29 protein-coding genes are annotated in these 24,651 nt (G+C 63.1%); 12 read left to right on the top strand and 17 right to left on the bottom strand.

The features are described 5' to 3' along the window. Nucleotides 1–38: 38 nt before the first annotated feature. The 3 genes from NKI01_RS04845 to NKI01_RS04835 all read left to right on the top strand — a co-directional run bounded on the left by NKI01_RS04845 (nucleotide 39) and on the right by NKI01_RS04835 (nucleotide 1,870). The gene (locus tag NKI01_RS04845; protein ID WP_023721917.1) at nucleotides 39–188 is read left to right on the top strand and encodes a hypothetical protein; all 150 of its coding nucleotides are present in this window, start codon (nucleotides 39–41) and stop codon (nucleotides 186–188) included. Between the two features lie 104 nt (nucleotides 189–292). Further along, nucleotides 293–1,327: an aspartate-semialdehyde dehydrogenase gene (locus NKI01_RS04840; RefSeq protein WP_023721916.1), complete on the top strand. Its 1,035-nt coding sequence runs from the start codon at nucleotides 293–295 to the stop codon at nucleotides 1,325–1,327. Between the two features lie 159 nt (nucleotides 1,328–1,486). Next, nucleotides 1,487–1,870 carry a GNAT family N-acetyltransferase gene (locus tag NKI01_RS04835; RefSeq protein WP_352548521.1) on the top strand — a complete coding sequence of 128 codons (384 nt, stop codon included), beginning with the start codon at nucleotides 1,487–1,489 and terminating at the stop codon, nucleotides 1,868–1,870. A 3-nt stretch (nucleotides 1,871–1,873) separates the two neighbouring features. On the opposite strand, the gene NKI01_RS04830 is transcribed toward NKI01_RS04835, so the two are convergent. Next, nucleotides 1,874–2,281, bottom strand: coding sequence for an ACT domain-containing protein (locus tag NKI01_RS04830; protein ID WP_352481080.1), 408 nt, complete (start codon nucleotides 2,279–2,281; stop codon nucleotides 1,874–1,876). Nucleotides 2,282–2,539: 258 nt separating this feature from the next. Here NKI01_RS04830 and NKI01_RS04825 point away from each other — a divergent pair, with 258 nt between their 5' ends. Together NKI01_RS04825 and NKI01_RS04820 are read left to right on the top strand one after the other, a co-directional pair. Continuing rightward, nucleotides 2,540–2,950, top strand: coding sequence for a DoxX family protein (locus NKI01_RS04825; RefSeq protein ID WP_023721914.1), 411 nt, complete (start codon nucleotides 2,540–2,542; stop codon nucleotides 2,948–2,950). A 192-nt stretch (nucleotides 2,951–3,142) separates the two neighbouring features. Continuing rightward, nucleotides 3,143–3,406: a YMGG-like glycine zipper-containing protein gene (locus NKI01_RS04820; protein ID WP_023680734.1), complete on the top strand. Its 264-nt coding sequence runs from the start codon at nucleotides 3,143–3,145 to the stop codon at nucleotides 3,404–3,406. Between the two features lie 93 nt (nucleotides 3,407–3,499). Here the strand turns inward: NKI01_RS04820 and rpsP are convergent, their stop codons facing one another. The 7 genes from rpsP to NKI01_RS04785 form a co-directional block, all read right to left on the bottom strand. Further along, nucleotides 3,500–3,901: a 30S ribosomal protein S16 gene (gene rpsP / locus NKI01_RS04815; RefSeq protein ID WP_023721913.1), complete on the bottom strand. Its 402-nt coding sequence runs from the start codon at nucleotides 3,899–3,901 to the stop codon at nucleotides 3,500–3,502. A gap of 51 nt (nucleotides 3,902–3,952) precedes the next feature. Further along, nucleotides 3,953–4,279, bottom strand: coding sequence for a chorismate mutase (locus tag NKI01_RS04810; RefSeq protein ID WP_352962059.1), 327 nt, complete (start codon nucleotides 4,277–4,279; stop codon nucleotides 3,953–3,955). A 7-nt stretch (nucleotides 4,280–4,286) separates the two neighbouring features. Further along, entirely contained in the window at nucleotides 4,287–5,897 is a 1,611-nt protein-coding gene (gene ffh, locus NKI01_RS04805) for a signal recognition particle protein (protein WP_352481079.1), read from the bottom strand. Between the two features lie 312 nt (nucleotides 5,898–6,209). Next, entirely contained in the window at nucleotides 6,210–7,178 is a 969-nt protein-coding gene (locus NKI01_RS04800) for a CPBP family intramembrane glutamic endopeptidase (protein WP_352962056.1), read from the bottom strand. A gap of 147 nt (nucleotides 7,179–7,325) precedes the next feature. Beyond that, on the bottom strand, nucleotides 7,326–7,928 hold the full coding sequence (locus NKI01_RS04795; RefSeq protein ID WP_023721909.1) for a DUF1236 domain-containing protein: 603 nt from the start codon (nucleotides 7,926–7,928) through the stop codon (nucleotides 7,326–7,328). 63 nt (nucleotides 7,929–7,991) lie between these two features. After that, nucleotides 7,992–9,089, bottom strand: coding sequence for a zinc-binding metallopeptidase family protein (locus NKI01_RS04790; protein ID WP_352481078.1), 1,098 nt, complete (start codon nucleotides 9,087–9,089; stop codon nucleotides 7,992–7,994). A 90-nt stretch (nucleotides 9,090–9,179) separates the two neighbouring features. Then, entirely contained in the window at nucleotides 9,180–10,427 is a 1,248-nt protein-coding gene (locus tag NKI01_RS04785) for a flavin monoamine oxidase family protein (protein WP_352495992.1), read from the bottom strand. A 185-nt stretch (nucleotides 10,428–10,612) separates the two neighbouring features. Here NKI01_RS04785 and NKI01_RS04780 point away from each other — a divergent pair, with 185 nt between their 5' ends. Further along, nucleotides 10,613–11,413 (top strand): lytic murein transglycosylase, encoded by an 801-nt coding sequence (locus tag NKI01_RS04780; RefSeq protein ID WP_023721906.1) that lies wholly within the window; start codon nucleotides 10,613–10,615, stop codon nucleotides 11,411–11,413. Between the two features lie 58 nt (nucleotides 11,414–11,471). On the opposite strand, the gene NKI01_RS04775 is transcribed toward NKI01_RS04780, so the two are convergent. Beyond that, nucleotides 11,472–11,966, bottom strand: a complete 495-nt coding sequence (locus tag NKI01_RS04775; RefSeq protein ID WP_352495991.1) for a hypothetical protein — start codon at nucleotides 11,964–11,966, stop codon at nucleotides 11,472–11,474. Nucleotides 11,967–11,979: 13 nt separating this feature from the next. On the opposite strand from NKI01_RS04775, the gene NKI01_RS04770 reads away from it, so the two are divergent. After that, nucleotides 11,980–12,360, top strand: a complete 381-nt coding sequence (locus tag NKI01_RS04770) for a hypothetical protein (protein WP_352516116.1) — start codon at nucleotides 11,980–11,982, stop codon at nucleotides 12,358–12,360. Nucleotides 12,361–12,459: 99 nt separating this feature from the next. On the opposite strand, the gene NKI01_RS04765 is transcribed toward NKI01_RS04770, so the two are convergent. After that, entirely contained in the window at nucleotides 12,460–13,683 is a 1,224-nt protein-coding gene (locus NKI01_RS04765; protein WP_352481074.1) for an argininosuccinate synthase, read from the bottom strand. A 178-nt stretch (nucleotides 13,684–13,861) separates the two neighbouring features. Between NKI01_RS04765 and NKI01_RS04760 the strand changes: the two genes are divergently transcribed. After that, nucleotides 13,862–14,503, top strand: coding sequence for a LysE family translocator (locus tag NKI01_RS04760; RefSeq protein ID WP_023721902.1), 642 nt, complete (start codon nucleotides 13,862–13,864; stop codon nucleotides 14,501–14,503). On the opposite strand, the gene NKI01_RS04755 is transcribed toward NKI01_RS04760, so the two are convergent. The 3 genes from NKI01_RS04755 to NKI01_RS04745 form a co-directional block, all read right to left on the bottom strand. Next, entirely contained in the window at nucleotides 14,475–14,954 is a 480-nt protein-coding gene (locus NKI01_RS04755) for a hypothetical protein (RefSeq protein WP_023721901.1), read from the bottom strand. The two genes, NKI01_RS04760 and NKI01_RS04755, sit on opposite strands and share 29 nt — an antisense overlap. Further along, a complete protein-coding gene (gene rlmN / locus NKI01_RS04750; RefSeq protein ID WP_352588001.1) occupies nucleotides 14,951–16,180 on the bottom strand; it encodes a dual-specificity RNA methyltransferase RlmN in 1,230 nt (409 codons plus the stop codon). The genes NKI01_RS04755 and rlmN overlap by 4 nt, the downstream gene beginning before the upstream one ends. A 315-nt stretch (nucleotides 16,181–16,495) precedes the next feature. Further along, nucleotides 16,496–17,002 carry an invasion associated locus B family protein gene (locus tag NKI01_RS04745; protein WP_023721899.1) on the bottom strand — a complete coding sequence of 169 codons (507 nt, stop codon included), beginning with the start codon at nucleotides 17,000–17,002 and terminating at the stop codon, nucleotides 16,496–16,498. Between the two features lie 362 nt (nucleotides 17,003–17,364). On the opposite strand from NKI01_RS04745, the gene NKI01_RS04740 reads away from it, so the two are divergent. Beyond that, nucleotides 17,365–17,973, top strand: a complete 609-nt coding sequence (locus NKI01_RS04740) for a methyltransferase family protein (protein ID WP_352481072.1) — start codon at nucleotides 17,365–17,367, stop codon at nucleotides 17,971–17,973. Between the two features lie 45 nt (nucleotides 17,974–18,018). Here the strand turns inward: NKI01_RS04740 and NKI01_RS04735 are convergent, their stop codons facing one another. The 4 genes from NKI01_RS04735 to NKI01_RS04720 all read right to left on the bottom strand — a co-directional run bounded on the left by NKI01_RS04735 (nucleotide 18,019) and on the right by NKI01_RS04720 (nucleotide 20,156). Continuing rightward, nucleotides 18,019–18,381 carry a YkvA family protein gene (locus NKI01_RS04735; protein WP_023721897.1) on the bottom strand — a complete coding sequence of 121 codons (363 nt, stop codon included), beginning with the start codon at nucleotides 18,379–18,381 and terminating at the stop codon, nucleotides 18,019–18,021. A 92-nt stretch (nucleotides 18,382–18,473) separates the two neighbouring features. Then, nucleotides 18,474–18,770: a 4a-hydroxytetrahydrobiopterin dehydratase gene (locus NKI01_RS04730; protein WP_352481071.1), complete on the bottom strand. Its 297-nt coding sequence runs from the start codon at nucleotides 18,768–18,770 to the stop codon at nucleotides 18,474–18,476. A 7-nt stretch (nucleotides 18,771–18,777) separates the two neighbouring features. Next, nucleotides 18,778–19,374 carry an RNA 2',3'-cyclic phosphodiesterase gene (gene thpR / locus NKI01_RS04725; RefSeq protein WP_352481070.1) on the bottom strand — a complete coding sequence of 199 codons (597 nt, stop codon included), beginning with the start codon at nucleotides 19,372–19,374 and terminating at the stop codon, nucleotides 18,778–18,780. Nucleotides 19,375–19,511: 137 nt separating this feature from the next. Beyond that, a complete protein-coding gene (locus NKI01_RS04720; protein WP_023721894.1) occupies nucleotides 19,512–20,156 on the bottom strand; it encodes an arylesterase in 645 nt (214 codons plus the stop codon). Nucleotides 20,157–20,264: 108 nt separating this feature from the next. Between NKI01_RS04720 and NKI01_RS04715 the strand changes: the two genes are divergently transcribed. From NKI01_RS04715 to NKI01_RS04705, 3 genes are all read left to right on the top strand, one after another. Further along, nucleotides 20,265–20,975 (top strand): ABC transporter ATP-binding protein, encoded by a 711-nt coding sequence (locus tag NKI01_RS04715; protein WP_023721893.1) that lies wholly within the window; start codon nucleotides 20,265–20,267, stop codon nucleotides 20,973–20,975. Further along, nucleotides 20,975–23,524 carry an ABC transporter permease gene (locus tag NKI01_RS04710; protein ID WP_352962051.1) on the top strand — a complete coding sequence of 850 codons (2,550 nt, stop codon included), beginning with the start codon at nucleotides 20,975–20,977 and terminating at the stop codon, nucleotides 23,522–23,524. Before NKI01_RS04715 ends, NKI01_RS04710 begins: the two co-directional genes overlap by 1 nt. 219 nt (nucleotides 23,525–23,743) lie before the next feature. Further along, nucleotides 23,744–24,523: a Bax inhibitor-1/YccA family protein gene (locus NKI01_RS04705; protein ID WP_254817871.1), complete on the top strand. Its 780-nt coding sequence runs from the start codon at nucleotides 23,744–23,746 to the stop codon at nucleotides 24,521–24,523. The last annotated feature ends 128 nt before the right edge of the window (nucleotides 24,524–24,651 follow it).

Below are 24,651 nucleotides of genomic sequence, written 5' to 3'. Positions count from 1 at the left end.
AACCGCGTAAAAGCCGGCACCGAACGGGATAGTTTTCGATGCGCGGCCTTTTGATGGCGCTTCTTGCCTTCGACATCCCCGGCCCCAATGCGAACCATTGGGCCGGACGTCTCGGTGCGCCTTTCCGTTCCAGCAAAACCACGTTCTTGGTCAAAAAAACCGGTAAAACGACCACCAAAACGGTCTGATTCCCTTGGCCTAACCACCCTCTCCCGGGTCCGGCCCGGGGTGAAACCCGCATTGGCCGGCGGGTTTTCTCCAGAAACCGAGCGGAGAGGGACAGGAGATTTCGATGAGTTTCAAGGTTGCGATCGTCGGCGCCACGGGCAATGTGGGCCGGGAAATGCTCAACATACTGGAAGAGCGCGGCTTTCCGGTGAGCGAGGTGGTGGCGCTGGCCTCGCGGCGCAGCCAGGGCACGGAAGTGTCGTTCGGCGACCGCACGCTGAAGGTCCGGACGCTCGACCAATATGATTTTTCCGACACCGACATCTGCATCATGTCGGCCGGCGGCAACGTCTCCAAGGAATGGTCGCCGAAGATCGGCAAGCAGGGCTGCGTCGTCATCGATAATTCATCGGCCTTCCGCTACGACCAGGACGTGCCGCTGATCGTTCCCGAAGTGAACCCGGATGCGATTTCGCTGTTCACACGCAAGAACATCATTGCCAACCCGAACTGCTCGACGGCGCAGCTGGTCGTGGCGCTGAAGCCGCTGCATGACTTCGCCACCATAAAGCGCGTCGTCGTCGCCACCTACCAGTCGGTCTCCGGCGCCGGTAAGGAAGGCATGGACGAACTGTTCACGCAGACGCGGGCGGTGTTCGTCGCCGATTCCGTCGACGTCAAGAAGTTCACCAAGCGCATCGCCTTCAACGTCATCCCGCATATCGACGTCTTCCTCGACGACGGCTTCACCAAGGAAGAATGGAAGATGGTGGCCGAGACCAAGAAGATGCTCGATCCCAAGATCAAGCTGACGGCGACCTGCGTGCGGGTGCCGGTGTTCATCGGCCATTCGGAAGCGGTCAACATTGAGTTCGAGAAGCCGATCACCGCCGATGAGGCGCGCGAGATCCTGCGCGAGGCGCCGGGCTGCCAGGTCATCGACAAGCGCGAGGACGGCGGCTACATCACGCCGCTGGAATCGGCTGGCGAGGACGCCACCTTCATCTCGCGCATCCGCGAGGATTCGACCATCGACAACGGCCTGTCGATGTGGATCGTCTCCGACAATCTGCGCAAAGGCGCGGCACTCAACGCGGTTCAGATCGCGGAGCTGCTGGTCGAGCGCGGGCTGATCCAGCCAAAGAAGAAGGCGGCATAACTTCTCGCTCACGGGCCGCATCGCCGCTTCGCGGCTGGCCCTCCGCGGGGGCGCCGGACGGCCGGCGGCCCGCGGTCGCAGGCTTGTGAGATGAGCATTGCGACTAAAATCGCGCTGCGTCCGGCTAACGGGTCGGACGCAGGCGCAATTGCCAGGATCATGCGCGCAGCGCTTTCGTCGTTCGACTGGATGCCGGTCCTGCATACACCGGATGAGGAGATGGCCTTCATCAGCGGCACCGTGCTGGCGCAGCAGCACGTGACGGTCGCCGAAATCGACGCGGCCATTGTTGGCTTTGTCGCCGTTGCAGGAGAATGGGTCGAGCAGCTCTATCTGGATCCTGCCTGGACTGGCCAAGGCATCGGCGCCCGGCTGCTGACACAAGCAACCGCGAATTTGCCGGTTGTGAAATTGCATTGCTTTCAGTCGAACTCAGGCGCTCGGCGCTTCTACGAGCGCCATGGCTTTCGCGCGGAAGCTTTGGGCAACGGCACGAACAATGAAGAGCGATTGCCCGACATTTTGTACGTCCGAAGGCATTGATCCTTATCGTGCGGCGTCCGCAGCGAGTTTCTGCAAAACATCCAGCGCCTCCTCCGCCCGGTCGGCGGGCACGAACAGGTGATCGTGGTAGAAGGCCGAGACCGGATTGACGCCGATGCCGGCGGTGGCCAGCCGCGCGGTGATGGCGGCGAGGAAGCCGACCGCTTCCAGCGACGAATGGACGTTCAGCGTCAGCATCCGGCAGCGGAACACGGTTTTCAGGCCAGCGGTCTTGGCCTGGTCTTCAAGCACGATCAGCGTCATGCCCTCGTGCTCGCGAAACAGCATTACCGGATCGAGCTGGTCGGGAACGGCCGCATCAGGTGGCAACGTGGTGAAGACATGAACGCCGGCAAGCAACTCCGGCGTCATTGCCGCCAGCAACTTTTTCAGGTCGGTCTCTCCGGCCATCGCTTACTTTCGTTGTGCGATTAGGCGGCTGCTGCCGTCGAGCGCTCGGGAGATACCCTTACGGATTTCCAATAACGCCCTCCACCTCACCTCGCAAGGTGGACTTGGCCAGGTTGGTTGCTGGCTGAACTTGCACATCCAAGGTCGCCGTCCCCGGAGTGAAAAGCACTGGAGGCATGTCGGATGGCCGTCATGGGACGCGTCCTTGGTTCGAGCTGGCAGAAAAGCCAGTGCTCGCAACGACCGGAGGGAACATCAATGACCAAGTCTCAGGCAGCATCCGTCTCACCGCGCGCCCTCTGGGCCGGTCGCGTGCTCAGCGCCGTCATCGTGCTGTTCATGATCTTCGACGGCGTCATCAAGCTACCGCCGCTCGAAATCGTCACCCAGACCATGGTGCAGCTCGGCTGGCCAGCCGATGCCAATGTCTCGCGCATGCTCGGCATCATTGGATTGGTCTCGACAGCACTTTATGTACTGCCGCGCACCTCGGTGCTCGGCGCCATCCTGCTCACCGCCTATCTCGGCGGCGCCATCGCCACGCATGTGCGTATCGGCAGCCCTTTGTTCTCGCATATGCTGTTCGGCGTCTACCTCGGCGCCATCCTCTGGGGCGGCCTGTATCTGCGCGATCCAAGGGTGCGCGCGCTGATCCCGTTCAGCCAATAGCAGCGACTTCCAAAGCCGTTCGATGGCGGCCACGCCGCCAGAGAGGGCGCTGTCTGCCGCCGCCTTTCTTCTCTTTGGATCAAATCGAGCGCCGCCCGGTCTGCTGCCGATCTTCTTCTTTGGATCAAATTGGCTGGTTGCGAGTTAGGGGGCGCAGCGGCGAGGACGGCACCCTGTTGGAGAGGAACGACAATGAAAAAGGTGATGATCTTGATGGCCCTGCTGGTGCCGCTCGGTGCCTGCTCCCGTACTGAGCAAGGCGCGGCCGTTGGTGGCCTGGGCGGTGCGGCGGTCGGCGCCGCAGTGGCCGGCAACCCGACCAAGGGCGCGGTGATCGGCGGTGCGGCCGGCGCCTTGGCCGGTGCGCTGATCGGCCGTGCCAGCGAAAGCGGCCAGTGCCGTTATCGCGATCGCAATGGCCGTGTCTACGTTGCGAGTTGCCCGGAAGGCTATTGATCGGGCCGCATCATACGGATGGACAGCAAAACGGCGGGCAAAGGCCCGCCGTTTTGTGACTGGTCAGCCGTTTTGTGAAGGGCAATCGATGACTTATTCGGCGCTGGCGGCTTCCGCCTCGGCCGGCGCGGCGGAAGCGGCGGCAACAGCGGCTGCAGCTTCCTCCTGCGCCTTCTTCAGCAGGGCTGCGCGCTCTTGCGCCTTCTTGCCGGGCTCGGCCTTCTTCGGGTTGGCGCGGGCTTCGCGCTTGGCGAGGCCGGCCTCGTCGAGGAAGCGCAGCACGCGGTCGGTCGGCTGGGCGCCGTGCGACAGCCAATGCTTGACGCGCTCGGCGTCAACCTTGACGCGTTCGCCGTCCTTGGGCAGCAGCGGGTTCCACGAGCCAAGCGACTCGATGAAACGGCCGTCGCGCGGCGAACGGGCATCGGCGACGACGACGTGGTAATAGGGACGCTTCTTCGAGCCCGCACGGGCCAGTCGGATTTTCAGTGGCATTTCTTTTCTCCTAAAAAGCTCTGATTTGGTTGATCGGTTGGTGGCTGGTCCTCAGCCGTTTTTCGTTATGCCGTTGGATGCGGCGATCTGCTCGTGATGGCGGATCACTTCGCGGACGACGAAGTTCAGGAATTTTTCCGCGAAATCCGGGTCGAGATGGGCGTCCTTCGCCAGTTGGCGAAGACGGGCGATCTGCTGCTGCTCGCGTGCCGGATCGGCAGGCGGCAGGCCATGCTCCGCCTTCAGCACGCCGACCGCCTTGGTGCAGCGGAAGCGCTCGGCCAGCATGTGGATCAGCGCCGCGTCGATGTTGTCGATCGAGGCGCGATAATTGACCAGCGCCGCGCGCGCGTCAGCCATGTCCTTTTCTTCGTTCATGGCGCCCTCATTTCTTCTTGCCGAGGCCAGGCAGCCCGCCGCCGGATCCCGGCAAACCAGGGAGCTTCATGCCGCCGGGCAAGCCAGGCAGGCCACCGCCAGCGGGAAAGCCGCCGGGCAGGCCCTTCATGCCGCCGAGCCCGGCCGCCTGTGCCTGCTTCTGCAAGGCCTCGAGCTGCTTGGGGTCCATCTTGGACAGATCGGGCATGCCGCCGCCCATCATGCCGCCTTGGCCGCCCATGCCGGGCATCATGCCGCCGAGCCCCATCTTGGAAGCGAGGCCGCCCATCATGCCGCGCATCAGGCCGCTACCTTTGCCCTTGCCGCCCATCGCCTTCATCATGTCGGCCATGCCGCGATGCATCTTCAACAGCTTGTTGATTTCGGCCGCGTCGGTGCCCGAGCCGGCGGCGATGCGCTTCTTGCGCGAGTGCTTCAGAATATCGGGATTGGCGCGCTCGGCCTTGGTCATCGACGAGATGATGGCGAGCTGGCGGCCGAACATCTTGTCGTCGAGACCGGCGGCGGCCATCTGGTCCTTCATCTTGCCCATGCCCGGCATCATGCCCATGATGCCGCCCATGCCACCCATTTTCGACATTTGCTGAAGCTGGCCGGCGAGGTCGTTCAGGTCGAACTTGCCCGACTGCATCTTCTTGGCCATCGCCGCCGCCTGCTCGGCGTCGATGTTCTCGGCTGCCTTTTCGACGAGGCTGACGATGTCGCCCATGCCGAGGATGCGGTCGGCGATGCGCTTGGGGTGGAATTCCTCCAGCGCGTCCATTTTTTCGCCGATGCCGATCAGCTTGATCGGCTTGCCGGTGACGGCGCGCATCGAGAGTGCTGCGCCACCGCGACCGTCGCCGTCCATGCGGGTCAGCACGAGGCCGGTGATGCCAACACGCTCATCGAAGCTTTTCGCCAGATTGACGGCGTCCTGGCCGGTCAGCGAATCGGCAACCAGCAGGATCTCGTGCGGCGACGACACCTTCTTGATGTCGGCCATCTCGACCATCAACGGCTCGTCGATGTGCGTACGGCCGGCGGTGTCGAGGATGACGATGTCATGGCCGCCGAGCTTTGCCGCCTGCACGGCGCGGCGGGCGATGTCGACTGGCGTCTGGCCGGCGACGATCGGCAGCGTCGCGACCTTGACCTGCTCGCCGAGTTGACGGAGCTGCTCTTGCGCGGCGGGACGCCGCGTGTCGAGCGAGGCCATCAAGACCTTCTTGTTCTGGCGCTCGGCCAACCGCTTGGCGATCTTGGCCGAGGTCGTCGTCTTGCCGGAACCTTGCAGGCCGACCATCATGATGACGACCGGAGCCGGCGCATTGAGGTCGATGGCGACGCCCTCGGCGCCGAGCATCTCGACCAGCTCGTCATGGACGATCTTGACGACCATCTGGCCGGGCTTGATCGACTTGACCACGGCGGCGCCGACGGCCTTCTCGCGCACCTTGTCGGTGAAGGAACGCACCACTTCCAGCGCCACGTCGGCCTCGAGCAGCGCGCGGCGCACCTCGCGCAGCGCCGCCGAGACATCCGCCTCCGACAAGGCGCCGCGGCCGGTGAGGCCGTTCAGGATCGAACCAAGACGTTCCTGTAGCGATTCAAACATTCTTTTTCCTTTTCCCTGGCACCCGGATGATGCCCGAGAGGTAATGCGTTCGCGCCAGCTGTCCAAGCAAAAGCCGGTCCGGGCAAAAGCCCAAAGCCAAAAAGCACCCGGGGGCGCACAGCGCTGCCGGGTGTTGGCCTCCGGGATCGATTTACAGCACTTCACCTCAAAGAGGTTTCGGCGTCCCGGTCGGTTTGCTCGGAGGAATACTCGTCGCGGAATTTCGCGGCGTGTAGACAGGAAATCGGCCGCGGAGTCAAGCTTTGGTCAGGCTTTGCGCCAAATATGCTCAGGACAACCAGGCAAGGCGCATCAGCGCACGCTGCTGGCGCGCGCCATATCCGGCTCGACCTTCAGCGGGGAGCGCGGATGCAAAAGCAGCAGAACGGTCAACAGGCTGCTGACGATGCCGATCGCGGCGATGAGGACGGCGTCTGAAGTCGTCCAGCCGGCGGCTTCGAGCGGCTTGGCGTTGAACAGGGCGAAGGAATTATAGCTTTGCTGGTGCGAAATCAGCAGGAAGCCGGTCAGATTGTTGCCGAGATGGGCGCCGAAGCCGGCACCGAGATTGCCGGTTGCATAGACCAGAAGCGTCAGCAGCAGCGCAAAGGCGGCGATCGAGGCCAGCACGCAGGCATTGATCGCGGCGCTCGAGCCTGGGCTCCAATGTAGCGAGGTGAACAGCAATCCCGGCAGCAGCGCCCAGATGAAAGGGTTCTGGAACCGGCTCGCCAGGCCCCTGAGCAGATAACCGCGAAACAGCATCTCCTCCGACGAGGTCTGCAGAAAGGTCAGCGCAGCGATCGGGATCAGGAACAAAAGCCACGAAGACAGGCCGATCGTACCGCGCGCAATATCGGGCTGCAGGCCGTAAAGCAGGATCTCGGAAAGCAGCGAGGTGATCAGCACGGCGGCCAGCCCTTTCAGGAACCCCGACCATGAAATGCGCCGGCTGACGCCGATCAGGGCCGTCAACTTCTCGCGATGGATCCAGCGCATGGCAGCCCAAAGGCCGAGCCAGATTCCGGCAAACGAAGCCAGCGCCGCGAGGATGCCCGCTGGAGAGGCCATGAAATCCTGCACCGCTCCTCCACCTGGCGGGGCGGTGCCAGACGACGCCTGCCAAACGGCAAAGGCATAGGTGCCGCCGAACAGCACGGCGGCAGTGATTCCGAGCCAGAACAGGATGACGACGACCGTTCCAAGCAGAAGGCGCGGCAAAGTGGTCTTCTCGTAGGCGGTGTGCCGGTACTGTTGGAAGGCGGTCGGGTCGATCGTCACGCGGGCTCGCTGGCTGGTGCTTCGGCTCGCATGATCTAGAGCATCGGACGCAAAAGTGGAAACCGGTATTGCAGCGGCAATGCCGGCTTGTGGCAATGTCGGGGTGTGAGCGGCCGCCATTACAGGGCGACCGCCCTGTTTTGCGCGTCAGCGCACGACGTACACGATACGCCGGCTGCTCGGATCGACCAGCGCCGGCTGGCCGTTCACATAGACGTAGCGATAATCATAATCGGGTATCTCGCGCAGCTCGACGGTGTCGGGCAACATCGCGCCGGTAACCACCTCGCCTTCGAGATAGACGGGATCGAGCCGGTTCGTTTCGACATAGGTGCGGATTTCCGCCGGCGGCCGCCGGATGGGCTCGATCGCCTCGCCGGCAACGATCGCTCCGGTATAGCTGTCGGAATATTCGGCGCTATCGGCAGGCGGTGTCACGACGGCAATGTCGGCGCCGGCCGGACGCTGTGTCAGGACCACACGGCTGCCGCCGAAATCGGCCGTCACATAGTCGGAATAGACCCAGCCTTGGCCGTTGGCCTCGGCGATGGTGCACCATTTGCTGTTGGCGATGCAGCCGTCGAGCGTCGCCGACTGGCCGGCCGCGAGTACCCCGATGACCGGATATTGCGGGCCGGGGCCGGCGCGTACATTGAGATCGGTGATGGCCGAGACGGCGGTTTCGGCCAAAGCAGAGCCCGACATCGCTATGAGCGCTCCGGCCACCGCCGGAAACAATATGCGTTTCATGGTTTTCTCTCCGTTTCACAGTCCCTCGGGACCGAAAACGAAGCAAAGCGGCATGCGTTCCGGCTAAAAAGCCTCCGCCGGCTCACGATTTGTTCCAATAGTTTTCGGCAGGTCAGTCAAAAGCTCGTGAACAAAAGCAAGCTTTTGCGCCGCCACGTCGGAGATTACGAAGGGATACAGATCGGGCAGGCCCATGCAGCGGTTGATCGAGTTGGAAGCTTCCGACAGCACCAGCCAGCGGTCGAGGATCTTTTCGAAAGGCTCCGGCCTGGTGGCGGGTTCCGATGGTGCCGGCTGCAGCTCGCCGCCGGTATCGGCGCGCGGCAGCTCGTTGGCTTCGACGGTCTCCAGCCGGCCGAGCGGGAAATTCAGCGCATGCACCATCTCCAGCGTGTCGGTGATGTGCATGTGATGCGCCCATGTCTCGGCCCAGTCCTCCCACGGGTGCGACGTCGCATAGGCCGAGATATGGCGCTGCTGCCAGTCGGGCGGCGCGCCATCGGCGTAATAGGTCTTCAGCGCTTGTTCGTAGCCGGCGCGTTCGTCGCCGAACAAAGCGCGAAAACCGGCAAGCTTTTGCGGATCGTCACGGATCAGGCGGTCCCAATAGTAATGGCCGAGCTCATGGCGGAAATGGCCGAGCAGCGTGCGGTAGTTCTCGCCCATCTCGACGCGCCGCCGCTCGCGCTCAGCCGAGTCCGCCTCGGCGACGTTGAGCGTGATCAGGCCGTTGTCATGGCCGGTCAGGATACGCTCGCCACCGGGACCGCCACCGATAGGATCGGCAAGAAAATCGAAAGCGAGGCCGATCTCGTCGCCGGGATTCTGCTTGGATGCGACCGGCAGGCCGAAGGCGAGCAGCGAATAGACGGCACGCTTCTTTGCCGCCTCGACACGGATCCAGCGGCGGCGATTGCCGTCGACCGACAGATCCGGGATCAGCTGGTTCAGCGTGCAGGCGCGGCAGAAGGCGTGGCCAGGCTCCGCCATCCAGTTGCAGGCGCATTCGTCGGCGTTGGTGCATTGGAAGATGTCGTCGATGCCGGACAGCACAAAACGCGCATGCTCGGGATCATAGAGCACGAGGCTGGCGCAGTTCAGGCATTGCGCGTTCTCGAAATAGAGACGGTGGCCGCAATGCGGGCAGTCGAAAAGCTTCATTGGCGTCTCAAATCATTCGAAATGCGGAGGACGAGGCGAACAGGACAAGGCCAAACGCCTGTCACCGGCCCACGTTCCTGCCGGCCGATGCTATTTTGCCGCAAGCTGGGCCACGACCTCCCTGGCCACTGCCTCGCCCGACAATCTGGCGCCGCCGCAGGTCTGCATCAGCGGACCGGCCAAATGCTCGCCGGCGAAGAAGATCTTTTCCGCCACCGGCTGCATCAGCGTGGCGCGCGCTTGCGAGCGGCCGGGCCGCGCCGCCGCATAGGCGCCGCGCACAAACCGCTCAGCGCCCCAATTGGTCATCATTGCGCGTCCGACATGCTTTCGTACGTCGCCGCCAAAGATGCCGCAGAGCCGGTCGACGACGAAGTCGATGCCGGCCGCCTCGCCCGCCGCCGACATCTCCCAAGCGAAATCGCCGCCGACGAAACCGACCATCAAATCGAAGTCGAAGGGAAAGCAGAGGAAGTAGATGTCGTGCCGGGCCAGCCGCTCGATCAGCAAATCGTCGAACGGCTCCAAGCCAAGCCTCGTGCCGGATATTTCGACCGGCAGCTTGGTCAGCATGCCCATCGGCAGATCGAAGAAGGCAGCGAAATGCCCATCGGGGAGTGCGGGCGAGAACGCAATCTCCTCGAAGGCGAGCACTGCCGGCGAGGCGGTGACGATGACAGCCTTGGCGCGGATGGTACCGCGATCCGTGACGCAGGCTACGCCCGGCCCATCCCAGAGGATCTTGCGCACCGGCGTCGACAGCTCCACCGGCACGTCGGCGCCGAAGCGCGCAACCAGCGTGCCGAAGCCTTCCCTGGTGAAATAGTTCGGATCGAGATCGGCGGCGGCCTGAAAGTCGCGGATCGATATCTCGTCCTCGTCGGCGCCGAAATCCATCGGCCCCGCGAAGGTTGCGGCGGCGCGCGGCGCGTGGCCTTTGGCGAGCAATGCCGAAAGGCGGTCATCGTCGCCTTCCCTCACCTGACGTGCCGCCACCAGTTCGAGCAGTCTTGCGTCGGCCACCTTCATCGCGGCCTCTTCGGCTTCGCTTGCCTTTCGCTCGCGGTAGTAGAGATGATCGACATTCATGTCGTGGTGATGAAGCGTCCAGGCGGCGGCTTTCGCCTCGGGAAAGTAGGGATTGCGGTCTGCCGCATGCAGCCAGGCGCAGCCGATGTCGAACGGCACGCCGAAATGCTGGTCGCTGGTCCAGGCGCGGCCGCCGACGCGGTTCATCGCTTCTAACAATTTGAAGGAAAAACCGGCGGCGCGCAGGGTCTTGGCAGCCGAAAGTCCGGCCGAACCGGCGCCGACGATCACGACATCAACGTCTTTCATGCTTATTCTGTCCCCGCCACAATAATTACTTGATCGTAGGCAAATTCCCGGGCATCCGCCAGTGTGGTGGATTTGAAGTTCCTGCTGTATTGAGTGCATCGGCGCAGCGCCGGGACAGTGACAAGCAGGTGTTTCGCTGGCAAATTCGCAATTGGGAACGTGATTCAGGCAACCAGGAGAGCAGCATGGCATTTCTTGCCAAGGGGAAGATGTTTGTAGTGGCCACGGTGGTGGCGGTGCTTGCGCTGGCGACGGGCGCGCAGGCGGCGGCCAGTTGTGGCAAAAACGGCGCCGGCTTCGAGGCGTGGAAACCGGAGTTTGCCGCGGAGGCCAAGGCCGACGGTGTCGGCTCGAAGGGTCTGGCCGCTCTGGCTCGCGCAACCTACGCGACAAAGACGATCTCCGTCGACCGCGCCATCCATAAGGCTTTCAGCGGCTCGGTCGAAGCTTTCATGAAGCGCCGTGGCGCGTCCGCGATCATTGCCAGGGGCCGTGCGCTGAAGAAGGCCAATGCGGCGCTGTTCGACAAGATCGAACGGAATTACGGCGTGTCGCCGGGTGTGTTGATCGCCATCTGGGGTATGGAGACGGGCTTCGGTTCCGCCATGGGCAACCAGAATACGGTCTCTGCCATTTTAACGCTCGCCTATGATTGCCGCCGTCCGGAGTTCTTCTATCCCCATGCCATTGCAGCCCTGAAGCTGGTCGATCGCGGAGCGTTGAGCGCCTCGTCGGTCGGTGCCGCACATGGCGAGATCGGCCACACGCAGTTCCTGCCCGGAAATGTTTTGACGTATGGCGTCGGCAACAAAAATCTGCGCGACAAGAGCACTGCGTTGGCTTCCACGGCCAACTTCCTCAAGGGCCATGGTTGGCGGGCCGGAGCGAGCGCGCAGGCGAATATGGGCGCAATCGCTGGCTGGAATTCCGCTAGCGTCTATCAACAGGCCATCGCCCGCATGGCCACAGCCATCGATGCCGACTGACAGAAATCTCTATTCGATAGAATGATTCGACAGAAAGCCCGGCCATGCGCCGGGCTTTCTATTTCACGTCGAGCGCGTAGGAGCAGCCGGCGAGAACCTTGCCGGGATGTGAATTAACGGTTGAGACATTGAGCGCAATGTGCGTGGAAAATGTCATGCCGTCGGCTTCCTCGCTGCTTTCGACGAGCACCTTCTCGCCAAGGAATTTGTCCGGTGTCGAGATTTGCGCTGTGACGCCGAGCGCTCGAGCGAGATCGGGCGCGGAAACATCGTCAAACACCGCCATCGGCCCGGTCGCGGTAAGGACGACGGCCGCCGTTTCGCGCCCGAAGACGCCGACCGTGGCCGGCAGCTCGTATTGCCTGAGGAAAGGATTGCCGGCGGTGACTTCCTTCCAGCCAAGTTTTTCCGCCGCGCCGGGCTCACCGCTCAGCCACAAGGCGAATCCGTTATAGGCCGGCACGTCGGCCCTGCATTCAATCAGCGCGGCGAGGTCGAGCGAGGTGGGATCGAATTCCTCCGCTCCGGCTGCTGCCAGGCCCGCCAGCAACATCAGCGGAAGTCGCGTGGCGCGTCGCAAACTAACCATCGCCGACCTGTCACTTGCCTTTGATGACCTTCCAGATGTCGGTGGATTGGTCGAGCTGAAGGCTGTTTATGTCGGAGAAGCCAATTCGGCCGCTGCGCACCGCATCGCCCAAGCGCCGGCAGAAGAGGCTCGGCATGCGTTCCTGAGAAACGCCCATGAAGGCTGCGATCTCATGTTTGAACGTAATGGTCCATGTAGCGACAGCGGCGATGCATCCCGCCTGGGGATCCTTCTTCGTGATGTCCTGTCCGGTCTGGCAGCCCGCCAGAATGCCGATCATCGCCGTCAAAATCAAAAGACCAAGTCGCATTATTACAGCCCCATTGCCCAAAAAAACAATTGGACAATCCGGCCATGAGGTCAAGCAAGAAAAGCTCTGCAGCTGTCATTAGAAACAACTACATTAGCTCACTAAGAGTATGGATCCAGGCTAAGCAGGATTTTCATGAATATATACTTAGCCTTTACGACCACGCGCCGCCAGCGTGCGCAGCCTCAGCGCATTGAGGCGGATGAAACCTTCGGCATCTTTCTGGTCGTAGGCGCCGCGGTCGTCCTCGAAGGTGACCAGCGCGTCGGAATAGAGCGTCTTCCTCGACTTGCGGCCGGTGACAATGACGTTGCCCTTGTAGAGCTTCAGCCGCACGATGCCTTCGACGTCTTCCTGGCTGTTGTCGATCATCGCCTGCAGCATCAGCCGCTCGGGCGCGAACCAGAAGCCGTTATAGATCAGCTCGGCATAACGCGGCATGAACTCGTCCTTGAGATGGGCGGCACCGCGGTCCAGCGTGATCGATTCGATCGCCCGGTGGGCCGATATCAGGATGGTGCCGCCGGGGGTCTCGTAGACGCCGCGCGATTTCATGCCGACGAAACGGTTCTCGACCAGATCGAGCCGGCCGATGCCATTGTCGCGGCCGAGATCGTTCAGCGCCGCCAGCATCGTTGCCGGCGACAGTTTCTTGCCGTTGAGCGCGACGGGATCGCCCTTGAGGAATTCGATTTCGATCTCTGTGACCTCATCCGGCGCATCCATCGGCGAGATGGTGCGCTGGTGGACGAATTCCGGCGGCTCGCTCCACGGGTCTTCCAGCACCTTGCCCTCGGAGGAGGAATGCAGCAGGTTGGCGTCGACCGAGAACGGCGCATCGCCCTTCTTGTCCTTCGGCACCGGAATCTGGTGCTGCTCGGCGAAATTGATCAGATCGGTGCGCGACTTGAACGACCAGTCGCGCCAGGGCGCGATGACCTTGATGTCGGGGTTGAGCGCATAGGCCGAGAGTTCGAAACGCACCTGATCGTTGCCCTTGCCGGTGGCGCCATGGGCGATCGCATCGGCGCCGGTCTCCCTGGCGATCTCGACAAGATGTTTCGAGATCAGTGGCCGGGCGATCGAGGTGCCGAGCAGATAGGTGCCTTCATAGACAGCGTTGGCGCGGAACATCGGAAAGACGAAATCGGATACGAACTCCTCGCGGACATCGACGATGCGAATATCCTTGATGCCCATCATCTCGGCCTTGCGCCTAGCCGGCTCCAGTTCGCCACCCTGGCCTAGATCGGCGGTGAAGGTCACGACCTCGGCGCCGAGCTCGGTCTGCAGCCATTTCAGGATGATCGAGGTGTCAAGGCCGCCAGAATAGGCGAGCACGACTTTCTTGACGGCTTTTGCTTTCGACATGGTGGGCGGTTCCGCGACAGGATTCTTGCGGGCGAGGTATCACGGCGTTTCGGGGCTGCGCAAGGGAGGAACAGGCGCCTGGGAGCCGCAAGCGCTGGACCAGACGCCGTGGCGGCGAGATGCTGGCGTCGGCGAGGCGCCTGCGCTATAGGCTGCGCCTTCTTGTCCGAGGCCGCCAATGTCCTTCATTCCCGACAACGCTACGCTTATCCAATTCGCCATCGCGACGGTGATCCTGGCGATTACGCCTGGGCCGGACATGACGCTGTTCGTGTCGCGCACGCTGAGCCAGGGCCGCGCCACCGGCTTCGCCTCGATGGCCGGCGCGCTGTGCGGCACGCTGATCCACACCACGTTGGTGGTGGTCGGCGTCTCGGCGCTGATCGTCGCCTCGCCGATGGCGTTCTTCGTGCTGAAGATTTTCGGCGCCGGCTATCTGGTCTTCCTGGCCTGGCAGGCGATCACAAAAGGGTCGGCGTTTTCACCGGAGAAGAAGAGCGGGCCGCAGATATCGCTGGTTCGCAGCTGGGCGGCGGGGCTCGGCGTCAATCTGCTCAATCCGAAGATCATCCTGTTCTTCATGACCTTCCTGCCGCAATTCGTCTCCGCGCATGATCCCAATGCGCCGGGAAAGCTGTTCTTCCTCGGCGCGATGTTCGTCGTGCTGTCGGTCCCGGTGACAGCGCCGATGGTGCTGGCGGCGGAAAAATTCTCGGCGGCGATGAAAGCCAGCCCGCGCGTGACGCGCGTCGTCGACTATCTGTTTGCCGGAGTTTTTTCGGCCTTCGCGCTCAAGATCCTGACGGCCCAGGCGAAATAGGGCGTCCGATTTGACGCCAGCTCCCAGCCGAGCGGCCGGCGCTCAGCCAGTAGAAAATACCGCCGACCATGCCGCAGCCGATCACCGCCAGCATGACGCTTGTGTTGGTAACCTCGAAATTGGCGTCGTTCGTCTGGTGGACGAAGCCGAGGAAGACCGCCGCCACCGCCGCGCCCGCCAGTGCATAGAACAGCCAGTCGCGCCGGCCGAGGATTTCGGAAACCAGGATGGCGATCGCCGCCGGCATGAAAGCGAAATAGGCGACGAACAGCGCGACGAAGGGGACGGAAAAATAGAGGGAAGCCGTCGCCGCCGGCGGTGCCTGCTCCGGCGTGTAGCCCAGGGACGCCAGAAACATGATATTGAGAAATGCGCTGGCCGCCAGCGAGGCGACGCCATAACCGATCAGGATGACGGCGAAGCGGATCAGATAGGCGACGACGCGATTCACGCCTCGCCGTGCCCTGCGATCATCATCGCTTCCAGCGCCAGCCGGTCGACTTTGCGCATGCGCTCGGAGTCCGATTTGAGCTGGCCGCAGGCGGCGAGGATGTCGCGGCCGCGCGGCGTGCGGATCGGCGAGGCATAGCCGGCATTGTTGATGTAGTCGGCGAATTTCTCGATCGTCTCCCAGTGCGAGCACTGGTAGTTGGTGCCCGGCCACGGATTGAACGGGATCAGATTGATCTTGGCCGGGATGCCCTTGAGCAGCTTGATCAGCGCCTTGGCGTCCTCGATGGAATCATTGACGTCCTTTAGCATCACATATTCGAAGGTGATGCGCTTGGCGTTGGACAGGCCGGGATAGGCACGGCAGGCAGCGATCAGCTCGTTGAGCGGATACTTCTTGTTGATCGGTACCAAAAGGTCACGCAGATCGTCATTGGTAGCGTGCAGCGAGATTGCCAGCATGACGCCGATCTCTTCGCCGGTGCGGAAGATTTCGGGCACGACGCCCGAGGTCGACAGCGTGATGCGCCTCTTCGACAGGGAAAGCCCGTCGCCGTCGGATGCAATCAGCAGCGCCTTCTTCACCGCCTCGAAATTGTAGAGCGGCTCACCCATGCCCATCATGACGACGTTGGACACTTTCCGGCCCTCGGCCGGCACGATGGCGCCGTCGGGCGTGTCGCGGTCGGGGAAATCGCCGAGCCGGTCGCGAGCTGTCAAAAGCTGGGCGAGGATTTCTTCCGCCGTCAGGTTGCGCACCAGCTTTTGCGTGCCGGTGTGGCAGAAGGAGCAGGTCAGGGTGCAGCCGACCTGCGAGGAGATGCAGAGCGTGCCGCGGCCTTCTTCGGGAATGTAGACGGTCTCGATCTCGACCGGCCGGCCGGCGCCGCGCGGCGGAAAGCGGAACAGCCATTTGCGCGTGCCGTCGGAGGAAATCTGCTCCTCGACGATCTCGGGCCTGGCAACGGTGAAATGCCTGTCCAGTGCGGCGCGCAAATCCTTGGAGATGTTGAACATGCCGGCAAAATCGGAAACGCCGCGCACATAGATCCAGTGCCAGAGCTGCTGGGCGCGCATCTTCGCCTGGCGCTCCGGCACGATGCCGGCGGCGACGAGGGCGGCCCCGAGTTCGGCGCGCGTCAAGCCGATCAGCGACGGCTTTTCAGGCGTGCGGGTGCGCAACGCGTCACGCGCGCCTTCGGCGGTAAGATCGAATGAAAGGGTCATTGTTGCGCCAATATAAGCGATTTGCGGCCGATTACAGCATCGTGCCCGAAATGAAGCGCGGCGCATAGCACAGGTTGATGGCGGAGTCATGCAGGGGGTTCTTCCTTCTCCCCTTGTGGGAGAAGGTGGCCGAGCGAAGCTCGGTCGGATGAGGGGTGTTCCAGCTTGGCATCCCCTGCACTCCGTCCAGCACCCCTCAACCCTCTTGGCGCTGCGCGCCAATCCACCTTCTCCCACAAGGAGAGAAGGCAAGACCGCACGAACGCTGGTTCTTTACGTCGCTGTGTTAGGTGGTGAACGTCCCGGACGAGGACTTTACTTGCACTTGGCGATCGAGGCCAGCGCCGCCGAGATGCCCTTCAGCGAGAAGACGTAGGTGGTGGTATTGCCGCGGCCGGACTTGGCTGACACCTTCATGTCGGTGCCGGTCTTCATCGCGGCGATCAGCACCGGCTCCTCGGCGGCGTTCTCGACCCAGGCCGACTTGCCGCGCGTGAACATCGAAAAAGACTTCTTGTCGATGGTGACGGTGGCCTTGGAACCTTCCTGGAAGGTATAGCCGGCGATGAATTGCGGCTCGTAGGACACTTGCTGCCCCGGCCGCTGGCTGACGAAGAAGAACATGTCGCCATGATCGAGCGTCGGCGGCTGCTTGTCGGTTGGCACGGTCAGGACATAGCAGACCTTGCCGCCGCCCGACGCCTGGTAGCTGTAGGTGCCCCAGGCATTGTGCTGGCCGATCTTGGTTGCCGACTGCGCCAGCGCGGGCGCCGTCAAGGCCACCAGGGCCAGGCTGGAAACTATAGCAATCAATCCGCGCATCGCTTTTCCCGTATTCCACTGGTGCGGCGGCAGGCCGGCTCGGCGTCCTGCCCGTCGCTTCATTTTGATTTAATCTGGGTTACCAAACGGTGAATTTCCCCTGAGAAAAGGATGTTCACGCCAGGAAACCGCCGCCGTCTTCGCGCTGCCGCTTGAAAAAGCGGCTGGCGCAATGTCCCTGCCGCGACTTGGAGGCCACGAAAACGGCAAGAGTTTGACTTTTCAAGCAGCTAGGTCTTGCAGCGATTCTCGCTTTTCTGAGAGCTACGTGACGAATTTCCCGCCAGGCGGTATATGTCTGCGTTCGGCTCCACGGCACTCGGCCAGGGTGCCCTCCTTGGCGGCTTACGGGAGATTTGGCCATGGCCATTTCCGAGACAGTTCTGATCCTGGCGGGCGGCACAGTCGTCCTGGCGATCGTGTTCGGCATTCGTGTCGCCGTCCGCGCGGTGGCCAGCGGCGCGGTGCCCCGGTCGGATGGCGGAGAGGTGGCGGGCGGACCGGGCGCGCCCGACGTGGCGGGGGTCATTGCGCTGCCGCCTTTGATCTTCCTCGGCTTCCTGGCGGCGGCAACCGTGCTCGAGGTGCTCGCGCCGCTCTCGGTCATGGCCGGGCAGGCCCTCGCCCGCTATCTGGCCGGCGCCGTGCTCGCGGTGTGCGGCTTGGTGCTCATCTTTATGGCGGCGGGCCGCTTTCAGGCCGCTGGAACCAACATACCACCGACCTTGCCAACGACGGCGCTGGTCGTCGACGGTATCTATCGGTGGACCAGAAATCCGTTCTATCTGGGAGCGACCCTTATCTATCTGGGCCTCGGTGTCGCGGCCGGAAGTCTTTGGGGTATCGCGCTCGTCATTCCCTTGCTGTGGGTGATCAATACGGGCGTCATCGCGCCGGAAGAGCGTTATCTCGAGCGTAAGTTCGGAGACGCCTATCGCGCCTACAAGACGCGGGTGCGGCGGTGGCTTTGACGGCCGGAAAGTCGGATCCCGCGCGATTTTTTGCGCCGTACCGGCTCAGCTCTTGTCGGCGATGGCCTGCCTGGCGGCGAGCCGGTGCGCCGGCGTGATGTGGGCGCTGACGGTTGTGATCGCCGCGGTCAGCACAGCGATGTCGTCGGTGAAGCCAAGCCCAAAGATGAAATCGGGGATGACGTCCGTCGGCAGCACGAAATAGCCGAGCGCAGCCAGCAATGTGCCCTTGGCGCGCAGCGGCGTCTTCTTGTCCATGGCGCAGTAATAGGCGGCGACCACCTCCTCCATGAACGGGATCTGCCGGGCAGCCTTCTTCGCCGTACGCCAGAACTTTTCGCGTACTTCGCTCTCATTGCCCAGCTTGCTGCCGAGGCCGAAGAAATCAAAACCGGATTTTTGCGCCATCAACCTCTCCTTGCCGCCGTCGCGTGACTTCACGCGTGACCGCGAGGCAAAATGTGGTGAAAGCCGAACCTCGCTGCAAGGTGCAGATAACGTCAGGTGCCGAAATAGCGGTTCATCTTCCTGGCCAGATCGAAATCCAGCGCGGTCAGGCCGCCGACGTCGTGGGTGTTGAGGGTCACGTTTACCGTCTTGTAGACGTTCGACCAGTCGGGGTGGTGGTCCATCTTCTCCGCAGCCAGGGCAACGCGGGTCATGAAGGCAAAGGCTTCCGAGAAATTCTTGAAAGTGAAGCTGCGGCTGATCGAACCACCATCCTTGGCCAGCGACCAGCCGTCGAGGCCGGCAAGTTCGGCGCTGATCGCCTCTTTTGCTAGTTTCTCCCTGGCCATGTCCCGTCTACCGCATGATCCGCGAAGCGTCGGCGGCGCCGGCCAAACGGCTGGCGACGCGGTTGTCGGCACCTGAAAGCGGCCAAGCCTCCTCGACGACGTAAGGCCCGCCGCCGACCGAGTCGCGCGACGACATCAGCACGAAGCGGCCGACCCGGAACGGCAGCGTCGAAAAATTGCCGCGCGCCGACAGATACTGGGCGACGTCGAGCGGGCTCGCATTGCGCAGGCGGGCCAGCGTCACATGCGGCATGAACTTGCGCGGGTCGGCCGGGATGCCGAGCCGCTGGCAGATGCGCTCGATTTCGCTTTGCAGAGCGGAAAGATCGGGCGAAGCGGCGACCCCGGCCCACACCGCATGCGGCTTCTTCTGGCCGAAGGCGCCGACGCCGGACAGCGTCAGCGGGAAGGACGGGCGGTGAACGCGGTCGAGCGCGTTGGCGATTTCGTCGGCGACATGGCCCTCGACATCGCCAATGAAGCGCAGCGTCAGATGATAGTTTTCGACGTCGATCCAGCGGGCTCCGGGCAGGCCGCCCCTGAGCAGGGACAGCGAAAGAGCGGCATCACGCGGTATTTCGAGGGCGGTAAAAAGACGCGGCATGGCAAGCCTCCTGTCCTCGAATCGAACTCTTGCCCCTAGCGAATCATCGATATTCAAACGGGGCAAGGGGTTTGTTGGTCGCAGGCCTGCCTAAAAGCTTCCCCCGCGGAAGGTGTTGCGGCGGCGAACCCTCGCCTTCAGGAATTGCCCCGGATCGCTTCAATGGTCTTCTCCACGCTGGGCAGGATACCCTCGACGATGCGGTCGACGCCTCGGGCGTTTGGATGAAGACCGTCTTCGAGCTGCAGGACGGATTGGCCGGCGATGCCCTCGAGAAAGAAAGGATAGAGCGGCACGCCGTATTTTTCAGCCAGTCTCGGAAAGGTCGCGTCGAAGGCCCTCTGGTAATCGGCGCCGAGATTCGGCGCCGCGCGCATCCCGGCCAGCAACACGGCGATCTTGCGCTGCTTCAGCTTTGCCAGCATGGCGTCCAGGTTCTTTTCCGCTATGGCGGGCGAAACGCCGCGCAGCATGTCGTTGGCGCCGAGCTCCAGGATGACCAGCTGCGTGCCGTCCGGCACCGACCAGTCGAGCCGCGACAGGCCGCCGCTCGTCGTATCGCCGGAAACGCCGGCATTGGCGACCGTGACATCGTAGCCCTTGGCGCGAAGCGCGGCCTGCAGCTTTTCGGTGAACCCCTGACCCGGCCCAAGGCCATAACCCGCCATCAAGCTGTCGCCGAAGCCAACGATGGTGAAGGGCTCGGCGCGCGCCGACGAAATGGCGCTGCAGATCGCGAGGAAAAGGGCGAAGGCTGCGGCAAAAGTGTGTTTGAAAGCCATGCGGCAGGCCCCATATGACCAGGAACATCTGTTGGCGAAGGCAGGTTTTCGTCTTTGTCGAGCATCGGATGCTCTAGCCCTCTTTCCCCCATATAGGACGATTTGATTTTGGAAGAAGCCGTCATTTCGCTGAAAGACGTATCGCTGACGCTCGGCGAAGGCGCATCCTCGGTGCATGTGCTGAAGGGCGTCAGCCTTGATGTGGCGAGCGGCGAAGCGACAGGCATCGTTGGACCTTCGGGTTCGGGAAAGTCGACATTGCTGATGGTTTTGGCCGGGCTTGAAAGGGTCGATTCGGGTGCGGTACGAATTGCCGGCGAGCTGCTCAACGGCAAAAGCGAAGACCAGATCGCATCGTTTCGAGGGCGAAACATCGGCATCGTGTTCCAGTCGTTCCACCTCATCCCCAATATGACGGCGCTGGAAAACGTCGCCGTCCCGCTTGAGCTTGCCGGCCATGCCGATCCGTTCGGCGTGGCGGCGCGCGAACTGGCGGCGGTCGGCCTTAGCGATCGCATCACCCATTATCCCGGCGAATTGTCTGGCGGCGAGCAGCAGCGCGTGGCGATCGCCCGGGCGCTGGCGCCGTCGCCACGCATCCTGATCGCCGACGAGCCGACCGGCAATCTCGACCAGGCGACGGGACGGCACGTCGCCGACCTGCTGTTCGCCAAGGCGGCCGAACGCGGCATGACGCTGGTGCTGGTCACGCATGACCCGGTGCTCGCGGCGCGCTGCTCGCGCCAGGTGTCGATGCGGTCGGGGCTGATCGAGGACGCATCCAAGCCGGCCTCCAGGGCCGGCAAGGTGACCGCCTGATGCCGCTGTCGCAAACGCTGAGGCTGGCCTTCAAGTTCTCGCTGCGCGAAATGCGCGGCGGGCTGTCCGGTTTCCTGATCTTCCTTGCCTGCATTGCGCTCGGCGTCGCGGCAATCGGCGGCGTCAATTCGGTGGCGCAGGCGATTTCCGCCGGTGTTGCCGACCAGGGTCAGACGCTGCTCGGCGGCGATCTCCGCTTCCAGATCAACCAGCGCGATCCGACCAGAGCCGAACGCAGCTTCCTCGGCCGGCTTGGCACGGTTTCGCACAGCGCCAACATGCGCTCGATGGCGAGGCTCGAGGACGGCTCCGACCAGGCGCTGGTCGAGGCCAAGGCGGTCGACGGCGCCTATCCGCTCTATGGCGCGCTGGAGACCCAGCCGGTGCTGTCGCGAGAGGATTTGTTCGGCGAAAAATCCGGTGTCTTCGGCGCCGCCGCCCCGGACCTTCTGTTCGAGCGGCTGAACCTTGGCATCGGTGACCGGTTGAAGCTCGGCAGCGCGACATTCGAGCTGCGCGCCAAGCTGGTCAACGAGCCAGATGCGGTGTCGGATGGCTTCGGTTTTGCGCCGCGGCTGATGGTGTCGACCGACGGGCTTGCCGCTTCAGGCCTGATCCAGCCGGGCAGCCTGGTCGAGAACGCCTATAAGGTCCGCCTGCCCGGCGGCACCACTGAAGTACAGATCAAGGCGATCCAGGAGCAGGCCGCGAAAGAGTTCCCGCAGGCCGGCTGGTCGATCCGCACGCGCAGCAACGCAGCGCCGGCGCTGTCCTCGAACATCGAGCGGTTCTCGCAATTCCTGACGTTGGTCGGGCTGACGGCGCTGGTGGTCGGCGGCGTCGGCGTGGCCAATGCGGTGCGTGCCTATCTCGACGGCAAGCGCGGCGTCATCGCCACCTTCAAGAGCCTGGGGGCTTCGGGCGGGTTCGTCTTTGCCGTCTACCTGGTGCAGATCCTGATGATTGCCGCCCTCGGTATCACGCTGGGCCTTGTGCTTGGCGCGCTGATGCCGTTCGCGGCCAGCGCGGCACTCCAGTCGGTTATTCCGGTGCCGGCGGAAGGTGGGTTCTATCCCGGCGCCCTCGGCATGGCAGCGCTGTTCGGGCTGCTGGTGACGCTGGCCTTCGCCCTGCTGCCGCTCGGCCGTGCTCGCGACGTGCCAGCGACGGCGCTGTTTCGCGAAATGGGTTTTGAGGGCCGCGGTTTTCCCCGCCCGCTCTATGTCGCCGCGGCAATGGCCATCGCGCTGCTGCTCGCGGTGCTGGCGATCCTGTTTTCCGGCGACCGCCGTATTGCCTCGATCTTCGTCGGCGCCACGGTCTTTTCGTTCCTGGTGCTGCGTGTCGTCGGTACGCTGGTGCAGTGGGCGGCGAAGAGAAGTCCGCGTGTGCGCTCGACGGCGCTCAGGCTCGCCATCGGCAACATCCATCGGCCTGGCGCCTTGACGCCGTCCGTGGTGCTGTCGCTGGGTCTCGGGCTGACGCTCCTGGTGACGCTGGCGCTGATCGATGGCAATCTCAGGCGGCAGATTTCCGGCAGCCTGCCGGAACGGGCGCCGAACTTCTTCTTCGTCGATATCCAGAGCGGCGACGTCGATGCCTTCTCCGCGCTGGTCGGCAAAGAGGCGCCGCAGGGCACGCTGATCAAGGTGCCGATGCTGCGCGGCCGGGTGATGGCGCTCAACGGCGTCGATGTCGACAAGGTCAAGGTTCCGGCCGAAGGCGCCTGGGTGCTGCGCGGCGACCGTGGGCTGACCTATGACGCACAATTGCCGGAGAATGCAACGCTGACCGAGGGCAGCTGGTGGCCGGGGAATTATTCCGGCGAACCGCTGGTCTCGTTTTCCGCCGAGGAGGGCAAGGAGATCGGGCTGAAGCTCGGCGACACCATCACCGTCAACGTGCTCGGCCGCAATATCACGGCCAAGATCGCCAATTTCCGCCAGGTCGAATGGGAAACCATGGGCATCAATTTCGTCATGGTGTTCTCGCCCAGCACATTCGCCGGGGCGCCGCATGGCTGGTTGGCGACGCTGACCGAGACGAATGCGTCGGCGGCCGACGACGCGCATCTTCTCAATGCCGTCACCCGGGCTTTTCCCGCGGTGACGACGGTCAGGGTCAAGGACGCGCTCGACATCGTCAACCGGCTGGTGGTGCAGCTCGGCACCGCGATCAGGGCCGCGGCGGGCGTGGCGTTGATCGCCTCGGTGCTGGTGCTGGCCGGGGCGCTCGCCGCCGGCAACCGGGCCCGCATCCACGACGCGGTGGTGCTGAAGACCCTGGGTGCGACCAGGAAAACGCTGATCGCGGCCTTTTCGCTGGAATACATGCTGATCGGCCTTGCGACCGCGATCTTCGCGCTGGCGGCGGGCGGTGTGGCGGCGTGGTACGTCGTCGCGCGCATCATGACGCTGCCATCGCACTTCATGCCCGAGGTAGCGGTGGCGACCATCGGCTTTTCACTGGTGGTCACGGTGGGTATCGGCCTGGCCGGCACGTGGCGGGTGCTGGGCCACAAGGCGGCGCCGGTGCTGCGGAATCTTTGAGCCAGAGCCGGTTTTGATTAAATCTCGTTAATGTTTCGACCGGCAAGGCCAATAAAACCGGATCTCCGGCACTTCACGGAGCATTACGTCCGGTTACGGTCTTGTCCTTTACGCCAAGAACCATCATATTTCGGCGCAGGCATGCTGGAGCCCCGCCAGCGGCGCCTGGGTTCAAAAGGACCTGACACCGGACGGGGCAGAAGCAATATGAGGATTTCCATGGCTGATCCCGTTCGCAATTATCAGACGCGCGCCGTGCCCGGCGCCGGCGTCGATGCTGCCATCGACCAGGGCCTGCGCGCCTACATGATCAAAGTCTACAACCTGATGGGGCTTGGCCTCCTCATCACCGGCCTTGCCGCGGTCGGCACAATCATGCTGGCCACCACCAGCGATCCCGCCTCGGCGGTTGCCACGTTGCCAAGCGGCGAGATGCTGACCTCGTTCGGCTACGCGATCTTCGGCTCGCCGCTGAAATGGCTGGTGATCTTTGCCCCGCTGGCAGCGGTGATGTTCCTGTCGTTCCGGGTCCAATCGATGAGCGTTTCGGCGGCGCAGACGACGTTCTGGGTTTACGCCGGCCTTGTCGGCCTGTCGCTGTCGTCGATCTTCCTGGTCTACACCACCGCCAGTATCTCGCAGACCTTCTTCGCCACCGCCGCCGCGTTTGGCGGGCTGTCGCTCTACGGCTACACGACCAAGCGCGACCTTTCCGCGTTCGGCTCGTTCCTGGTCATGGGCCTGGTCGGCCTGATCATCGCGATGGTGATCAACATCTTCCTGCAGTCGTCGGCGCTTTCCTTCGCCGTTTCGGCGATCGGCGTGCTGATCTTCGCAGGCCTCACCGCCTATGACACGCAGAACATCAAGGAGATGTATTTCGAGGGTGACGAGACTGATGTCGCCGGCCGCAAGGCGATCATGGGCGCGCTGAGGCTCTATCTCGACTTCATCAACCTGTTCATGTTCCTGCTGCAGTTCATGGGCGACCGTCGCTAGTACGGCGTTCTTTGTTGACCATGATCTGTTCCGAAAACCGGTTTCCACTTTTCGGGATCATGGTCTGACTCCAGCGAGTTTGGAAAGGGCGGCCCAATGGCCGCCCTTTTCTTTTGTGCCGGCTTTTG

This window comes from Mesorhizobium sp. M0815 (genome assembly GCF_040319995.1).
GTDB lineage: Bacteria > Pseudomonadota > Alphaproteobacteria > Rhizobiales > Rhizobiaceae > Mesorhizobium.
Note: the sequence above shows the minus strand (reverse complement) of the source record. Positions and strands in the feature narration are given on the sequence as shown.

What these genes read in the sequence shown, in the direction of transcription:
- NKI01_RS04845 (WP_023721917.1), top strand. Translation starts at nt 39, where the DNA reads ATGCGCGGCCTTTTGATGGCGCTTCTTGCCTTCGACATCCCCGGCCCC.
- NKI01_RS04840 (WP_023721916.1), top strand. Translation starts at nt 293, where the DNA reads ATGAGTTTCAAGGTTGCGATCGTCGGCGCCACGGGCAATGTGGGCCGG.
- NKI01_RS04835 (WP_352548521.1), top strand. Translation starts at nt 1,487, where the DNA reads ATGCGCGCAGCGCTTTCGTCGTTCGACTGGATGCCGGTCCTGCATACA.
- NKI01_RS04830 (WP_352481080.1), bottom strand. Translation starts at nt 2,281, where the DNA reads ATGGCCGGAGAGACCGACCTGAAAAAGTTGCTGGCGGCAATGACGCCG.
- NKI01_RS04825 (WP_023721914.1), top strand. Translation starts at nt 2,540, where the DNA reads ATGACCAAGTCTCAGGCAGCATCCGTCTCACCGCGCGCCCTCTGGGCC.
- NKI01_RS04820 (WP_023680734.1), top strand. Translation starts at nt 3,143, where the DNA reads ATGAAAAAGGTGATGATCTTGATGGCCCTGCTGGTGCCGCTCGGTGCC.
- rpsP (WP_023721913.1), bottom strand. Translation starts at nt 3,901, where the DNA reads ATGCCACTGAAAATCCGACTGGCCCGTGCGGGCTCGAAGAAGCGTCCC.
- NKI01_RS04810 (WP_352962059.1), bottom strand. Translation starts at nt 4,279, where the DNA reads ATGAACGAAGAAAAGGACATGGCTGACGCGCGCGCGGCGCTGGTCAAT.
- ffh (WP_352481079.1), bottom strand. Translation starts at nt 5,897, where the DNA reads ATGTTTGAATCGCTACAGGAACGTCTTGGTTCGATCCTGAACGGCCTC.
- NKI01_RS04795 (WP_023721909.1), bottom strand. Translation starts at nt 7,928, where the DNA reads ATGAAACGCATATTGTTTCCGGCGGTGGCCGGAGCGCTCATAGCGATG.
- NKI01_RS04790 (WP_352481078.1), bottom strand. Translation starts at nt 9,089, where the DNA reads ATGAAGCTTTTCGACTGCCCGCATTGCGGCCACCGTCTCTATTTCGAG.
- NKI01_RS04785 (WP_352495992.1), bottom strand. Translation starts at nt 10,427, where the DNA reads ATGAAAGACGTTGATGTCGTGATCGTCGGCGCCGGTTCGGCCGGACTT.
- NKI01_RS04780 (WP_023721906.1), top strand. Translation starts at nt 10,613, where the DNA reads ATGGCATTTCTTGCCAAGGGGAAGATGTTTGTAGTGGCCACGGTGGTG.
- NKI01_RS04775 (WP_352495991.1), bottom strand. Translation starts at nt 11,966, where the DNA reads ATGTTGCTGGCGGGCCTGGCAGCAGCCGGAGCGGAGGAATTCGATCCC.
- NKI01_RS04765 (WP_352481074.1), bottom strand. Translation starts at nt 13,683, where the DNA reads ATGTCGAAAGCAAAAGCCGTCAAGAAAGTCGTGCTCGCCTATTCTGGC.
- NKI01_RS04760 (WP_023721902.1), top strand. Translation starts at nt 13,862, where the DNA reads ATGTCCTTCATTCCCGACAACGCTACGCTTATCCAATTCGCCATCGCG.
- rlmN (WP_352588001.1), bottom strand. Translation starts at nt 16,180, where the DNA reads ATGACCCTTTCATTCGATCTTACCGCCGAAGGCGCGCGTGACGCGTTG.
- NKI01_RS04745 (WP_023721899.1), bottom strand. Translation starts at nt 17,002, where the DNA reads ATGCGCGGATTGATTGCTATAGTTTCCAGCCTGGCCCTGGTGGCCTTG.
- NKI01_RS04740 (WP_352481072.1), top strand. Translation starts at nt 17,365, where the DNA reads ATGGCCATTTCCGAGACAGTTCTGATCCTGGCGGGCGGCACAGTCGTC.
- NKI01_RS04735 (WP_023721897.1), bottom strand. Translation starts at nt 18,381, where the DNA reads ATGGCGCAAAAATCCGGTTTTGATTTCTTCGGCCTCGGCAGCAAGCTG.
- NKI01_RS04730 (WP_352481071.1), bottom strand. Translation starts at nt 18,770, where the DNA reads ATGGCCAGGGAGAAACTAGCAAAAGAGGCGATCAGCGCCGAACTTGCC.
- thpR (WP_352481070.1), bottom strand. Translation starts at nt 19,374, where the DNA reads ATGCCGCGTCTTTTTACCGCCCTCGAAATACCGCGTGATGCCGCTCTT.
- NKI01_RS04720 (WP_023721894.1), bottom strand. Translation starts at nt 20,156, where the DNA reads ATGGCTTTCAAACACACTTTTGCCGCAGCCTTCGCCCTTTTCCTCGCG.
- NKI01_RS04710 (WP_352962051.1), top strand. Translation starts at nt 20,975, where the DNA reads ATGCCGCTGTCGCAAACGCTGAGGCTGGCCTTCAAGTTCTCGCTGCGC.
- NKI01_RS04705 (WP_254817871.1), top strand. Translation starts at nt 23,744, where the DNA reads ATGGCTGATCCCGTTCGCAATTATCAGACGCGCGCCGTGCCCGGCGCC.